Source organism: Luteimonas sp. 9C, assembly GCF_902506295.1.
In the GTDB taxonomy this organism is placed as follows: domain Bacteria; phylum Pseudomonadota; class Gammaproteobacteria; order Xanthomonadales; family Xanthomonadaceae; genus Luteimonas.
This window is the reverse complement of sequence record NZ_LR733312.1, coordinates 961,476-974,171: the sequence shown is the minus strand read 5'-3', so window position 1 is coordinate 974,171 and position 12,696 is coordinate 961,476. Positions and strand designations below refer to the sequence as shown.

The following is a 12,696-nucleotide window of genomic DNA, read 5'->3' as shown; positions in this document are numbered from 1 at the left end:
GACCGATCCCCCATACCGACAAGAATGGTGCCGTATGTTCGCAGGCCTCGACGGGCTTCGCTTCAGTCATTGGCAAGCCGAGCCGCGCGAAGACGGCGTGCTCGTGCTGTCCTTCGACCGGGCCGACGAATCGGTCAACACGTTCGCGCAGGACGTGCTGATCGAGCTCGACGCCCTGCTCGAACGCCTGGCCCTCGATCCGCCGAAGGCGCTGGTGATCCGGTCGGCCAAGGCGAAGGGCTTCATCGCGGGCGCCGACATCCGCGAATTCCAGGCGTTCGATGCCAAGGGCACGATCGGCGATTCGATCCGCCGCGGCCAGATGGCGTTCCAGCGCCTGGCCGAACTGCCCTGCCCCACGGTCGCCGCGATCCACGGCTTCTGCATGGGCGGTGGCACGGAAATCGCGCTGGCCTGCGACTACCGCGTCGCCAGCGACGATCCGTCGACCAAGATCGGCCTGCCTGAGGTCAAGCTCGGCATCTATCCGGGTTGGGGCGGCAGCGTACGCCTGCCGCGACTGGTCGGGGCACCGGCCGCGTTCGACATGATGCTGACCGGTCGCGCCCTGTCGGCGAAGGCCGCGCGCGGGATCGGTCTGGTCGACAAGGTCGTCGAGCCGGCGCTGATCGTCGATGCGGCAATCGCGCTCGCGCGCAAGGGCGCGACGCGTCCGTTCAAGCAACGCTTCATGGGCTGGGCCACGAACATCTGGCCAGCGCGCCAGGCGCTCGCGCCGGTGCTGGTGAAGCAGGTCGCGCGCAAGGCGAAGAAACAGCACTATCCGGCGCCCTACGCGATGATCGAGACCTGGCGCCGCGCCTCGGGCGACACGCGCAGCCTGCTGGATGCCGAGCGCAAGTCGGTCGTCAAGCTCGCCGGCACCCCGACCGCGCGCAACCTCACGCGCGTGTTCTTCCTGATGGAACGTCTCAAAGGCCTGGGCGGCAAAGTGGCCAGCGGTCAACAGCCGATCCGGCGCGTGCACGTCATCGGCGCCGGTGTCATGGGCGGCGACATCGCTGCGTGGTCGGCCTACAAGGGCTTCGACGTCACCCTGCAGGACCGCGAGCAGCCATTCATCGACAAAGCGCAGGCCCGCGCCGCGACGTTGTTCGAGAAGAAGGTAAAGGATCCCGCCAAGCGCCCCGAAGTGGCCGCACGGCTGCGCTCCGATCTCGCCGGCGACGGCATCGCCGATGCCGATCTGGTGATCGAGGCGATCGTCGAGAACGCCGATGCCAAGCGCGGGCTCTATGCCGACGTCGAACCGCGTCTGCCGGCGGACGCACTGCTGACGACGAACACCTCATCGATTCCGCTCGACGAACTGCGCAGCGGAGTGCAGCGTCCGGGCCAGTTCGCGGGCCTGCACTACTTCAATCCCGTCGCGTCGATGCCGCTGGTCGAGATCGTCCACCACGATGCGGTCCACGAGGTCACCGCGCAGCGGCTGGCGGCGTTCTGCAAGGCGATCGACAAGCTGCCCGTGCCGGTTGCCGGCACCCCGGGTTTCCTGGTCAACCGCCTGCTGTTTCCGTACATGCTCGAAGCGGCAAGCGCCTACGCCGAAGGTATTCCGGGCAAGGCGATCGACAGGGCCGCGGTCGATTTCGGCATGCCGATGGGGCCGATCGAACTGATCGATACCGTGGGCCTCGACGTCGCTTCGGGCGTCGGCCAGGAGCTTGCACCGTTCCTCGGCCTGCGCATTCCCGCGTCGCTGGCCACGCCCCCCGAGCCCGGTCAGCGCGGCAAGAAGGACGGCCAGGGTCTCTACACCTGGGTCGACGGCAAGGCGCAGAAGCCGGAGCTGCCGAAGGATTTCAAGGCGCCGGAGGATCTGCAGGACCGGCTGATCCTGCCGCTGCTCAACGAGGCCGTGGCCGCACTGCACGACGGCGTGGTCGCCGACGCCGATCTGCTCGATGCGGGCGTGATCTTCGGTACCGGCTTCGCGCCGTTCCGCGGCGGCCCGATCCAGTACATCCGCGAGACCGGCGCCGACGTCATCGTGGAGCGACTGCGCACATTGCAGGCGCGTCACGGCGACCGGTTCGCGCCGCGTCCGGGCTGGGACAGCCCGGCCCTGCAGCCGGTTCCACGCCCGGCATGAGTCGACCGCCGGCTGCGTCGCCCGACGCAGCCGTGCGCAGCATCAGTCCGGGCGTCGGCTCGCCAGTGCCGCGGCGCGCGATTCGAGGGCTGCGATCAACGCCGCGCGCTCCGACGCCGTCAGATCCAGCATCTCGAACGCATCACCGAAGAACAGCCCGTCGAACGCGAGCGTCACCAGCAGCGCCTCGATGAAATCGGGGCCCAGCTCGCGCAGCCGCCGGCCATGGGCGGCGGCATACTGCCGGGGCGAGTCCATCAGGTCCGGCGTGTTGACCGCCGCAGCGATGAAGGATTGCGTCGCCTTCGGACCGTGCAGCCGCTTGGCTTCCAGTCCGTGACGTTGGGCGTGCACGAACGCCTGCAGGTAGCCGGCGGGCGTATCCGGGAACATGGTCTGCGCCAGCTCGAGATCCCGCTGGTGCTGGTCCATGTGGTGTTCCACGACGCCTTTGAGCAGGAGCTCCTTGCTCGCGAAGTGATACAGCAGGCCACCCTTGCTGACGCCCGCCTCGGCCGCCACCGCGTCGAGTGTCAGGTGCGCCGCACCCACGCGATCGGACACGGCCAGCGCCGCATCGAGGATGCGCGCGCGAGCGTCACTGCGGGGCTTTCGGCTGGTCATGCGCTCACGTCTTGACGGAAGAATCCGGATTCTAGACTATACCGTCCAGTCGGTTTAGTGATCCTGAAGGACAGTCCATGCACGCCCTGCCGAACCCGTCGAGACAGCCGCCGCGCCGCCTGCAGCCGGCCGCGTCCGACGCCTATGCGGCGATCGGATGGATGGAAGAATTCACCGAACTCGCGCGTCTGGCGATCGAAGAGGTCGACGACGAGACCCTGCGACGCCGCTACGAGGACGAGTTGCTGCGCCGCGCGGTGTACCTGCGCGCAGCGGGCCTGTTCGAGGTCATGGAGATCCGGCATCCCGCGTTGCGCGCGATGCTCGACGACGCACGCTGAGCGGCGCCGCCGCGCGCGTCTGCCCGCGCCAGGCGGGGCGCGACATCACATCGTGTGGGTCGACTTCTCGGACTGCAGCGTACCGGCGAGCAGTGTCTCGATGCGGTTCTTGACCGCATCGCCTTCCGGCGTATCGGCGAACTGCACGCCCACGCCGGCCGTGCGATTGCCCTGTGCGCCGGCGGGCGTCACCCACACGACCTTGCCCGCCGTCGGCAGACGGTCGCTGGATTCGGGCAGCGTCAGCAGCAGGAACACTTCGTCACCGAGGAAGTAGCGCTTCGGCGTCGGCACGAAGATGCCACCGTGCTTGAGATACGACATGTACGCGTTGTACAGCGCGGCCTTGTCCTTGACGGCGAGCGACAGGATGCCCTGTCGTGCCCCAGCAGCGGTTGCGCTCATGGTCGGTTTCCAGCGAAAGAAGTCAGTGTCGGGCGACGGCGCCGCGCCAGGCGAGCAGCAGCTCGGTGATCGCGAGATCGGCGCGCACTGTGGTCCTGAGCAGATCACGCGTGCGGTTGGCGGCGTCGAACCACGCGGCCAGCTTCCCGATTCCCGCGACATCGGTCAAGCCGGACGCCCGCGCGAGCGCGAGATCGGCGGCATGCGACACGCGTTCCGCGGCATCGTCGCCATTCGCCCAGCGCTGCGCGGTCGCCACCACGGGCAGATCGCCTTTCGCCACGCCCGCCAGATCCTTGGCGACCTCGCGACGCAATGCCATGCCGCCGCCATCGAGCCATTCGGCGGCGAGCCCCGGATGGCCGCGCGCGGCGTCCAGCGCCTCGGCTGCGTCGGCGTCACGATGGCCGCGCCCCGCAAGCCACCCCAGCGCTTCCTCGCTCGGCGGCAGGCGGAACTCGATGCGCTGGCAGCGGCTGCGGATCGTCGCGGGCAGGCGCAGCGGATTGGCCGCGACCAGCCACAGGTGTCGCCCGGGTTGCGGTTCTTCCAGCGTCTTCAGCAGCGCGTTGCAGGCGGACGTATTGACCGCGTCCGCCGGATCCACGATCGCCACCTGCGCGCTGCCGTACTGCGGCGTCAACGACAGCTTGGTCGACAGCTCGCGGATCTGGTCGATGACGATCTCGGTCCGCAGCTTGGTGCCGTCCTTGGTCGGCACGAACGACACACTGTGGAAATCCGGATGCGTACCGGCCGCGAGCAATTGCGCACTGCGCACCTCGCGGTCGAGACCGAGCACATGCCCGGCGAGCGCGTCGGCGACCGCGCGTTTCCCGAGGCGCGCCGGCCCGCAGAAGAGCAAGGCATGACCGAGCCGGCCGCTGTCGAGTGCGCTGCGGACCTGGTCGTGGATGCGCGCCTGCCAGGGCGCGAACACAGGATGCGCGCTCATGCGGCCACCCGCGCCGCATGCAGGGCCTGCACCGCCTCGGCGGCGACCACATCGGCCGCGCGGGTCGCGTCGATCACGCGGATGCGCTGCGGCTCGGCCTGCGCCCGTGCGAGGAACGCGCTGCGCACGCGTTCGAAGAACGCGTCCTGCTCGGCCTCGATGCGATCGGGTCGCGCGTCGCGCGCGCGCGCGCGTTCGCGGCCCTGGGCCACGCCCAGATCGAGCAGCAGCGTGATCGCCGGCGCGATGCCGACGTGGGCGGCTTCGAGGGCGGCGATGCGCGCCGGATCGATGCCACGCCCCCCGCCCTGGTAGGCGTAGCTGGAATCGGTGAACCGGTCGCTGATCACCCAGGCGCCGCGTTCCAGTGCGGGCAGGATGGTCTCGCGCACGTGCTGGCTGCGCGCGGCGAACATCAGCAGCAGTTCGGTGTCCGGGCGCGCGGGTTCATGGCCGGGATCGAGCAGCAGGCCGCGGATCAGCTCCGCCAGCGGCGTGCCGCCAGGCTCGCGCGTGCACACCACTTCGCTGCCATCGACCGCCAGCGCGTCGCGCAGGGCGCGCAGCACCGTGGTCTTGCCGGCGCCCTCGCCGCCCTCCACCGTCACGAAGCGCGGATACGTCTGCAGCGCGCTCACCCGTCCGATTCCGCTGCGCCGGTGGCCGCTTCCACTTCAATCGCATTCGGCGGCGCGGCGTCGCCGCCGGCGGCTGCTTCGCCCGCATTGCCACTGCTCGCATCGCCCTGCCCGAACTTCGAGCGGTAGCGGCGCACGTACTCGCGCACCGCGACGTTGTGCGCGGCATAGGTCGGCGAGAACACGTGCCGGCCACTGCCGTCACCGACGGCGACGAAGTACAGCGCGTCGCCATCGGCCGGATGCGTGGCGGCGTGGATCGCGGCGGCACCGGCCATCGCGATCGGGGTCGGCGGCAGGCCGTCGCGGGTGTAGGTGTTGTAGGGCGTGTCGGTCTGCAGGTCGCTGCGACGGATGTTGCCGTCGTAGGCGGTCCCCATGCCGTAGATCACGGTGGGATCGGTCTGCAGCCGCATACCGATCTTCAGACGCCGATTGAACACACCGGAGATCGCCGGACGTTCTTCGGCGATGCCGGTCTCCTTCTCGATGACCGACGCCAGCACCAGCGCCTGCTCGCGATTCTGCAGTTCGAGACCTTCGGCGCGCGAGTCCCACGCGCGGTCGAGGGCGGTCTCCAGCGCGGCATTCGCGCGGCGCAGCAGGTCCACGTCACTGTCGCCGGTCGTGTAGAGATACGTCTCGGGCAGGAAACGGCCTTCCGGATGCACGCCGGCCCTGCCGAGTGCGTCCATCAGCGCGGCATCGTCGATGTCCTGCAGCGTCTGCACCAGCGGGGTCGCACGACCGAGCGCGGCACGCAGTTCGCGGATGTTCCAGCCTTCGACGATCGTGAAACGGTGGTGGATGACCTTGCCGTCGCGCATGCGCACCAGCAGGTCGCGTGGCGTCGTCGTCGGATCGAGCGGGTACTCGCCGACCTGGAGACGCGCATCGGCCCCCAGCTCTCGCGCCAGCACCCGCCACTCGAGTTCGTGGCCTTCCACCGCGCCCGCCTCGCGCAGGCGACCGAGCACACGCTGGAACGAATCGCCACGTGCGACCACCAGCGTGCCGTCGGTCGCCAAGCCGGCCAGCGGCGCGTCCGCGAAGCGGGTGTAGCGCGCATGCAGGAACCAGGCGGACAGGCCGGCCAGCAGCGCGACGATCACGAGCCCGCCGAGCAGGCTCTTGCCGATGCGGCGGCGGGTGCGTGGCGGTACGGAGTCGGTCATGGGCGGCGTGGGCCGTCGATGCGGAAAGGGGGTGCAGGATACCGTGGCCGGCGAACGGCCATGCAAGGCATGGCCGCTGGGCGCGGCTTCCGCCGTCTGTGACGGAGACGGACTTCCCCGCGGAGCGTGCCATGCAGCAGACCCGGATCACCCGCTACCAGGTGATGTATTCGGCCAACCGCTTCCCGCCGCGCATCTGGTTGCACGGCGACAGCGGCTCGATCGGCCAGCTGGTCTTCCATGCCAACGGCGAAACGCTGCCCGAGGACGCCATCCAGGGGGTGGCGCCCTCGCTGCATTACCACCTCGATGATTTCCACAATGCACTCGACGTGTTGCGCAACGAGAGCCCGGTGTGGCTGCTGTACTCGGGCAGCGGCGGCGGCTACGAAAATGGCCTGCGGACGGACATGGAAGGGGTGGGCGAAGGCGAACCGCGGCTGCGCGCGATGGCGCGGATCGACTGACGCGCGTCTCTAGGATCAGTCGGCGACGCCGAGCGCCCGCAGCGTGCCCCGGGCCTTGGCCCGTGTTTCATCCAGTTCGCGGTCCGGATCGGAGTCCGCCACGATGCCGGCGCCGGTGCGGAAGCGCGCGGTGTCGCCCTCGACTTCCGCGCTTCGGATCAGGATGTTCAGATCCAGGTCGCCATCGCGATTGAGCCAGCCCATCGCGCCCGTGTAGGCGCCGCGGCCCTGCCCTTCGAGCTCGGCGATGATCTGCATGCAGCGCACCTTAGGACAGCCGGTGATCGTCCCGCCGGGGAACACCGCGGCGATCGTGCGGCCCGGCGTGGCGTCAGCGCGCAGGCGGCCGCGGACGTTGCTGACGATGTGGTGCACGTGCGCGTAGCTCTCCACGCACATCAGTTCGTCGACTTCCACACTGCCCGGCACGCAGACGCGCCCCAGGTCATTGCGTTCGAGATCGACCAGCATCACGTGCTCGGCGCGTTCCTTCGGATGCCCGACGAGCTCCTGCACGCGCGCGACATCGTCGTCGCCGTCAAAGCGTGCGCGGGTGCCGGCGATCGGGCGCGTTTCGACCAGATCGCCGCGCACGGACACCAGCCGTTCCGGCGAGGCACTCGCCACCGCCCAGCCTTCGCCCTGCAGCAGGCCGGCGAACGGCGCGGGATTGTGTTCGCGCAGGCGTGCGTACAACGCCGACGGATCGAGCGGACCGTCGAAATGCGCCTGCCAGCCGCGTGACAGGTTCGCCTGGAACACGTCGCCGGCCGCGAGGTAGTCGAGCACCCGGCGCACGCCGTCGGTGAAACGCGCAGGCGCGTCTTCATCGAGCGCTTCCGGCGGATGCCACGACGGCGGGGACGCGACGGTGGCGCCTGCAGCCGCGACGAGCTCGGCGAGCAACGCATCGGCGCCGGCCTCGGCAACGGCGATGCATTCGCCGGTCGCGTGATCCCGCAATACCGCAGCCGGGCAACGCCAGGCCACTGCGACCGGCAAGCTACCGACCGCGGCCGGCAGATCCAGCACCGGCTCGACCTGCCCCGCCAGTTCGTAACCCAGATACAGCGCCCAGCCGCCTCGGAATGGCCAGCGCGGTTCTTCGCGGGGCGTGCGCAGGCCGGACCACGCGGCATCCAGCGCAGCGAGAAAATCGCCATCGACGCTGGTGCCCGCCGAATCCCGGGTGACGCCATCGACATCCAGCTGCAGGCGCGTGCCATCCGTCCCCAGCAGCAGATCCCAGCGCGCATGCGCAGTGCCGTGCGCCACCGATTGCAGCAGTAGCGGGTGACGCGCGGGCGCCGCGCGTTGCAGCGCCAGCAGGTCGGTCTCGGCAGGCAGCGGACAGGTGATCAGCACGGCGACGTTTCCAGTGGGCCGCGGATGCGGCGGCAGCGATCAGGCGTCGAGTTCGGTCCAGCGCAGGTAGGCCGCATCGAGTGCGGTCTGCGTGTCCTGCAGCTGCTGCCCGTGCGCGGCGATGGCCTCGGCGTCGCGCTGGTAGAAGGCAGGCGTGTGCATCTCGTCGGTCATGCGCGCGATATCGCCTTCCAGCTGCTCGATGCGCAGCGGCAGCTGTTCGAGTTCGCGCTGATCCTTGTAGCTGAGCTTGCGCTTGGCGACCGGGGCCGGCGTCGACGGCGCAGCCGTTGCCGCGGCGGTGACGGCGGCCTTCGGCGCGAGCGTCGTGCCAGGCAGTGCGGCGCCCGGCTGCGGACGCTGGCGCAGCCAGTCCTCATAGCCACCGATGTACTCGCCGACGCGGCCCTCGCCTTCCATCACCAGCGTCGAGGTCACCACGTTGTCGAGGAAGTCGCGGTCATGACTGACCAGCAGCAGCGTGCCGGGATAGTCGCCCAGCAACTCTTCGAGCAGTTCAAGCGTCTCGACGTCGAGATCGTTGGTCGGTTCGTCCATCACCAGCAGGTTCGACGGCTGCGCGAACAGCTTCGCCAGCAGTAGACGGTTGCGCTCGCCGCCCGACAGACGGGTGATCGGTGCGCGCGCGCGTTCGGGCGTGAACAGGAAATCCTGTAGATAGCCGATCACGTGCTTGCGTGTGCCATTGATCTCGACGAAATCCTGGCCTTCGGCGACGTTCTCCAGCGCGTTCCAGTCTTCGCGCAATGTCGCGCGGTACTGGTCGAAGTAGGCGATCTGCAGCTGGGTGCCGGTCTTGACCTCGCCCGCCTGCGGCTGCAGTTCGCCGAGCAGCAGTTTCAGCAGCGTGGTCTTGCCGGTGCCGTTGGCGCCGATCAGGCCGATGCGGTCGCCGCGGAAGATCGTCGTCGAGAAGTTTTCGATGAGCGTGCGCTCGCCGAACGAGAACGAGACGTCCTGCATCTCGACGACCTTCTTGCCCGACGCATTCGCCGACGCGGCGGCCATGCGGACGTTGCCCGTCAGGTCACGACGCTGACTCCGCTCCAGGCGCATCGCCTTGAGCCGCCGCACGCGACCTTCGTCGCGGACACGGCGCGCCTTGATGCCCTGACGGATCCAGACTTCCTCCTGCGCCAGCATCTTGTCGAAGCGCTGTTGCTCCTGGGCTTCGGCGTGCAGGCGCTCCTCGCGACGACGCACGTAGTTGTCCCAGTCGCCGGGCCAACTGGTCAGCCCACCGCGCTCGATCTCGACGATCCGCGTGGCGAGTGCGCGCAGGAAGCGCCGGTCATGGGTCACGAACACCAGCGCACCGGGCCACTGCTTGAGGAAGCCTTCGAGCCAGTCGATCGCGGCGATGTCGAGGTGGTTGGTCGGCTCGTCGAGCAGCAGGATGTCGGGCGCCGACACGACCGCGCGCGCCAGCAGCACGCGACGTTTCATGCCGCCCGAGAGCTTGGTGAACGCCGCATCGCCGTCGAGTTGCAGACGCTCCAGCACCTCGGTCACGCGCTGGTCGATCCTCCAACCATCGAGCGCCTCGACCTGGGCCTGCACATCGGCGAGCGCGTCGTAATCCTCGGCGTGCAGCAGACGGTGGTATTCGGCCAGCGCCGCGCCGGCATCGCCGAGTCCGCCGGCGACCACGTCGTACACGCTGCCGTCCGCGCCCGCAGGCACTTCCTGCTCCAGCCGGGTCACGCGCACGCCCTGCTCGCGGCGGATTTCGCCGTCGTCGGGTTTGAGCTCGCCGTCGATCAGGCGCATCAGCGTGGATTTGCCGGCGCCGTTGCGGCCGATCAGCGCAATCCGCTCGCCGCGTTCGATCGAAAGCTCGACACCGTCCAGCAGCAAGGGTCCGCCGACGCTGTAGTCGACGTCATTCAAGGTCATCAAAGGCATGCGCGGATTCTACCGGTTCGCAGACGCAGCCATGCGAACCGCAGGATGGGGAGAGCGCAGCGGAATCCATCATCGCCACGCTCGAACTCGCGTTTCCGGCAGGCAACGCAGGCCTTCATGCCCCGGGAGGGCTGTCGAGCGACGTCCGCAAAACGGGCACGCCGTCGGTCCGATCCAGACAGGTCGCGATGGGTTTCGCTGCGCTCCACACACCCTACGGAGAGGCGGCCTGCTTCAAGAACTACAGGACAGCATCGAGCATCCCGCCTTCGTCCGCGCCCAGTCCGGGCGCTTGCCGGCGAACGCTTCGCGGCCGGGTTGTTCGTCATACGGCCGACGCATGACATCCAGCAGCTCGACGATGCCGGACGGATCGCCGGCTTCCGCGCGGTCGATCGCCTGCTGCGCGAGATAGTTGCGCATCACGAAGCGCGGATTCGCCGCGTGCATGCGGGTGCGCCGGGCATCGCCGGGCTCGCCCGTGTCCCGCAGGCGCGCCGCGTAGTCGGCGAGCCAGGCGTCGAACTCGCCCTGCACCCGGGCACGCTTCGCGTCGTCGTAGAACGCATCCGCCATCCCCTCCAGCGACGGCGCCGCCGGATCGAGATCCGCCAGTCCGCGGAAGAACAGCGTCATGTCGACCTCGCCCGCCTGCAGCAGGCCATGCAGCCGCTGCATGCGTTCGACATCATCGTCGCGGCACTCGGGCAGGCCGAGTTTCGCCGCGATGGTCTCGCGATCGAGCCGCGCATACGTCGCCGCATAGGCATCGAGCCCGGCCTGCAACGGCGCGACATCGCCGAACAGCGGCGCCAGCGCCTGCGCCAGCCGCCCGAGATTCCAGTGCGCGACCCGCGGTTGCCAGCCGAACCGGTAGCGACGGCCCTGGGCGTCGGTGGTGTTGGGCGTCCAGTCCGGATCAAAGTCGTCGACCCAGCCGTAGGGGCCGTAGTCGATCGTCAAACCCAGAATCGACATGTTGTCGGTGTTCATCACGCCGTGCACGAATCCCACTCGCATCCAGCCGGCGACCATGGCCGCGGTCCGCGTGCAGACCTCGGCGAACCAGTCGCCGTACAACGCCTCACCCTCGCCTGTCAGATGCGGGAAATCACGGGCGATCGTGAAATCGACCAATTGCCGCAACAGTGCGGCATCACCCCGCGCGGACGGCAGTTCGAAATGGCCGAAGCGGATGAACGACGGCGCGACCCGGCACACGATCGCGCCCGGTTCGGGCGCCGCGTTGCCGTCATAGAACATGTCCCGGACCACGGCATCGCCGGTGCCGACCAGCGACAGCGCCCGCGTCGTCGGCACGCCCAGATGGTGCATGGCCTCGCTGCACAGGAATTCGCGCACCGACGAGCGCAGCACCGCGCGGCCATCGGCCGTCCGCGAGTACGGGGTCGGGCCGGCGCCCTTGAGCTGCAGCTCCCAGCGTCGTCCGTCCGCGGCCACGCCTTCGCCGAGCGTGATCGCGCGCCCGTCGCCGAGCTGTCCGGCCCAGTGGCCGAACTGGTGGCCGCCGTAGTTCGAGGCGTACGGCCTCATGCCGGGCGTCAGCGCATTGCCGCCGAAGACGGCGGCGAACTCCGGAGATGCAACGGTGTCGGCATCGAAGCCGAGGGCCTCGGCCATCTCCGTCGAGACGGCTAGCACGCGGGGCGCCGCGACCGGCGTCGGCAGCACCGGCGACCACAACGCGCCCTCGACCTGCCGCCGGCGCCCGCCGGCTTCGGCATCCCCCGGCAGCGTGCCCACGAAGCGGTTGTCGTACCGCAGCGCATGCGCGAGCGGCACCGACGCGGGCACCGCGTCGCTCATCGACCCAGCTCGAACGGCCCGCCCGTCTCCAGCGCCCGCTGATACGCAGGCCGCGCGTGGATCCGCTCGACGAAACGCCGGATGTTCGGGCCCACCCAATCAGACGCGCGGACGACTGCCGCCTCCAGCGGAAAACTCATCTGGATGTCGGCGGCGGTGAAGCGGTCGCTGGCGAACCACTGGTAGGCGCCGAGTTCCCGCTCCACGTACTCCAGATGCGTCTGCAGCTGCGGACCCACGAAGCGCTGCATCGCCTTGTCGGCGATGCCGCGGGCGATGGGCTTCGCGAAGAACGGCATCGGCGCGCCGCGCAGGTGCGCGAAGACGAGCGAGAGCAGCAACGGCGGCATCGCGGAGCCTTCGGCGTAGTGCACCCACTGGCGGTAGCGCAGGCGCTCGTCCTCGTCGTCGGGTACTGGCGACAGCGCATGGTCCGGGTCGAAGCGCTCGACCAGCGTCTCGAGGATCGCGCCGGACTCGACCAGCCGGCGCCCGTCCATCTCCAGCACCGGCGACTTGCCCAGCGGATGCACGTCGCGCAGCGCCTGCGGCGCCAGCATGGTCTTGGGATCGCGGGCGTAGCGCACCACCTCATAGGGCTGACCGAGTTCTTCGAGCAGCCAGAGCACGCGCTGCGAGCGCGAATTGTTCAAGTGATGGACGCGGATCATGGGCGGACTCGAGGCGGAATGCGCCCATGATGGGGGCGGCACGGCCCGCAGCGAAGCCCGGGTGCGCGCGGTCTTCCGCTGGCGTTCCCGCAGGTGAACGCCAGCCATCGGCGCCGTGGATTCGGCCGCGCCGCGACTGCGGCGTCGCGGGCCGCCCGCTACACTATGCGGTTCCCCGACCGGCTG

Annotated in this window: 12 protein-coding genes; 3 read left to right on the top strand and 9 right to left on the bottom strand. The window is 69.3% G+C overall.

The annotated features are described in order from the left end of the window. The first annotated feature begins 34 nt into the window (after nucleotides 1–34). Nucleotides 35–2,116 carry a 3-hydroxyacyl-CoA dehydrogenase NAD-binding domain-containing protein gene (locus tag CURTO8I2_RS04195; protein WP_159678927.1) on the top strand — a complete coding sequence of 694 codons (2,082 nt, stop codon included), beginning with the start codon at nucleotides 35–37 and terminating at the stop codon, nucleotides 2,114–2,116. A gap of 42 nt (nucleotides 2,117–2,158) precedes the next feature. Here the strand turns inward: CURTO8I2_RS04195 and CURTO8I2_RS04190 are convergent, their stop codons facing one another. Continuing rightward, nucleotides 2,159–2,740: a TetR/AcrR family transcriptional regulator gene (locus CURTO8I2_RS04190; RefSeq protein ID WP_159678926.1), complete on the bottom strand. Its 582-nt coding sequence runs from the start codon at nucleotides 2,738–2,740 to the stop codon at nucleotides 2,159–2,161. Between the two features lie 77 nt (nucleotides 2,741–2,817). Between CURTO8I2_RS04190 and CURTO8I2_RS04185 the strand changes: the two genes are divergently transcribed. After that, entirely contained in the window at nucleotides 2,818–3,081 is a 264-nt protein-coding gene (locus tag CURTO8I2_RS04185) for a hypothetical protein (protein ID WP_159678924.1), read from the top strand. 45 nt (nucleotides 3,082–3,126) lie between these two features. Here the strand turns inward: CURTO8I2_RS04185 and CURTO8I2_RS04180 are convergent, their stop codons facing one another. From CURTO8I2_RS04180 to mltG, 4 genes are read right to left on the bottom strand one after another with little or no spacing between them, the layout of a single operon-like run. Continuing rightward, a complete protein-coding gene (locus tag CURTO8I2_RS04180) occupies nucleotides 3,127–3,486 on the bottom strand; it encodes a PilZ domain-containing protein (protein WP_159678923.1) in 360 nt (119 codons plus the stop codon). Nucleotides 3,487–3,508: 22 nt separating this feature from the next. Continuing rightward, on the bottom strand, nucleotides 3,509–4,441 hold the full coding sequence (locus CURTO8I2_RS04175; protein WP_159678921.1) for a DNA polymerase III subunit delta': 933 nt from the start codon (nucleotides 4,439–4,441) through the stop codon (nucleotides 3,509–3,511). Further along, nucleotides 4,438–5,079, bottom strand: coding sequence for a dTMP kinase (gene tmk, locus CURTO8I2_RS04170; RefSeq protein WP_159678919.1), 642 nt, complete (start codon nucleotides 5,077–5,079; stop codon nucleotides 4,438–4,440). Before tmk ends, CURTO8I2_RS04175 begins: the two co-directional genes overlap by 4 nt. Then, on the bottom strand, nucleotides 5,076–6,254 hold the full coding sequence (gene mltG / locus CURTO8I2_RS04165; protein ID WP_159678917.1) for an endolytic transglycosylase MltG: 1,179 nt from the start codon (nucleotides 6,252–6,254) through the stop codon (nucleotides 5,076–5,078). The genes tmk and mltG overlap by 4 nt, the downstream gene beginning before the upstream one ends. 131 nt (nucleotides 6,255–6,385) lie before the next feature. Between mltG and CURTO8I2_RS04160 the strand changes: the two genes are divergently transcribed. Continuing rightward, on the top strand, nucleotides 6,386–6,721 hold the full coding sequence (locus CURTO8I2_RS04160) for a hypothetical protein (RefSeq protein ID WP_159678915.1): 336 nt from the start codon (nucleotides 6,386–6,388) through the stop codon (nucleotides 6,719–6,721). Between the two features lie 15 nt (nucleotides 6,722–6,736). Here the strand turns inward: CURTO8I2_RS04160 and CURTO8I2_RS04155 are convergent, their stop codons facing one another. The 4 genes from CURTO8I2_RS04155 to CURTO8I2_RS04140 all read right to left on the bottom strand — a co-directional run bounded on the left by CURTO8I2_RS04155 (nucleotide 6,737) and on the right by CURTO8I2_RS04140 (nucleotide 12,510). Beyond that, nucleotides 6,737–8,086 (bottom strand): aminodeoxychorismate synthase component I, encoded by a 1,350-nt coding sequence (locus tag CURTO8I2_RS04155; RefSeq protein ID WP_159678913.1) that lies wholly within the window; start codon nucleotides 8,084–8,086, stop codon nucleotides 6,737–6,739. A gap of 39 nt (nucleotides 8,087–8,125) precedes the next feature. After that, complete coding sequence (locus CURTO8I2_RS04150) at nucleotides 8,126–10,012, bottom strand: ATP-binding cassette domain-containing protein (protein ID WP_159678912.1); 1,887 nt, start codon at nucleotides 10,010–10,012, stop codon at nucleotides 8,126–8,128. A gap of 234 nt (nucleotides 10,013–10,246) precedes the next feature. Then, on the bottom strand, nucleotides 10,247–11,839 hold the full coding sequence (locus CURTO8I2_RS04145; RefSeq protein WP_159678910.1) for a YdiU family protein: 1,593 nt from the start codon (nucleotides 11,837–11,839) through the stop codon (nucleotides 10,247–10,249). After that, on the bottom strand, nucleotides 11,836–12,510 hold the full coding sequence (locus CURTO8I2_RS04140; protein WP_159678908.1) for a glutathione S-transferase: 675 nt from the start codon (nucleotides 12,508–12,510) through the stop codon (nucleotides 11,836–11,838). Before CURTO8I2_RS04140 ends, CURTO8I2_RS04145 begins: the two co-directional genes overlap by 4 nt. Between the last annotated feature and the right edge of the window lie 186 nt (nucleotides 12,511–12,696).

Coding starts and splice junctions, on each gene's coding strand:
- CURTO8I2_RS04180 (WP_159678923.1), bottom strand. CDS start 3,486: ATGAGCGCAACCGCTGCTGGGGCACGACAGGGCATCCTGTCGCTCGCC.
- mltG (WP_159678917.1), bottom strand. CDS start 6,254: ATGACCGACTCCGTACCGCCACGCACCCGCCGCCGCATCGGCAAGAGC.
- CURTO8I2_RS04190 (WP_159678926.1), bottom strand. CDS start 2,740: ATGACCAGCCGAAAGCCCCGCAGTGACGCTCGCGCGCGCATCCTCGAT.
- CURTO8I2_RS04185 (WP_159678924.1), top strand. CDS start 2,818: ATGCACGCCCTGCCGAACCCGTCGAGACAGCCGCCGCGCCGCCTGCAG.
- CURTO8I2_RS04195 (WP_159678927.1), top strand. CDS start 35: ATGTTCGCAGGCCTCGACGGGCTTCGCTTCAGTCATTGGCAAGCCGAG.
- CURTO8I2_RS04175 (WP_159678921.1), bottom strand. CDS start 4,441: ATGAGCGCGCATCCTGTGTTCGCGCCCTGGCAGGCGCGCATCCACGAC.
- CURTO8I2_RS04150 (WP_159678912.1), bottom strand. CDS start 10,012: ATGCCTTTGATGACCTTGAATGACGTCGACTACAGCGTCGGCGGACCC.
- CURTO8I2_RS04160 (WP_159678915.1), top strand. CDS start 6,386: ATGCAGCAGACCCGGATCACCCGCTACCAGGTGATGTATTCGGCCAAC.
- CURTO8I2_RS04145 (WP_159678910.1), bottom strand. CDS start 11,839: ATGAGCGACGCGGTGCCCGCGTCGGTGCCGCTCGCGCATGCGCTGCGG.
- CURTO8I2_RS04140 (WP_159678908.1), bottom strand. CDS start 12,510: ATGATCCGCGTCCATCACTTGAACAATTCGCGCTCGCAGCGCGTGCTC.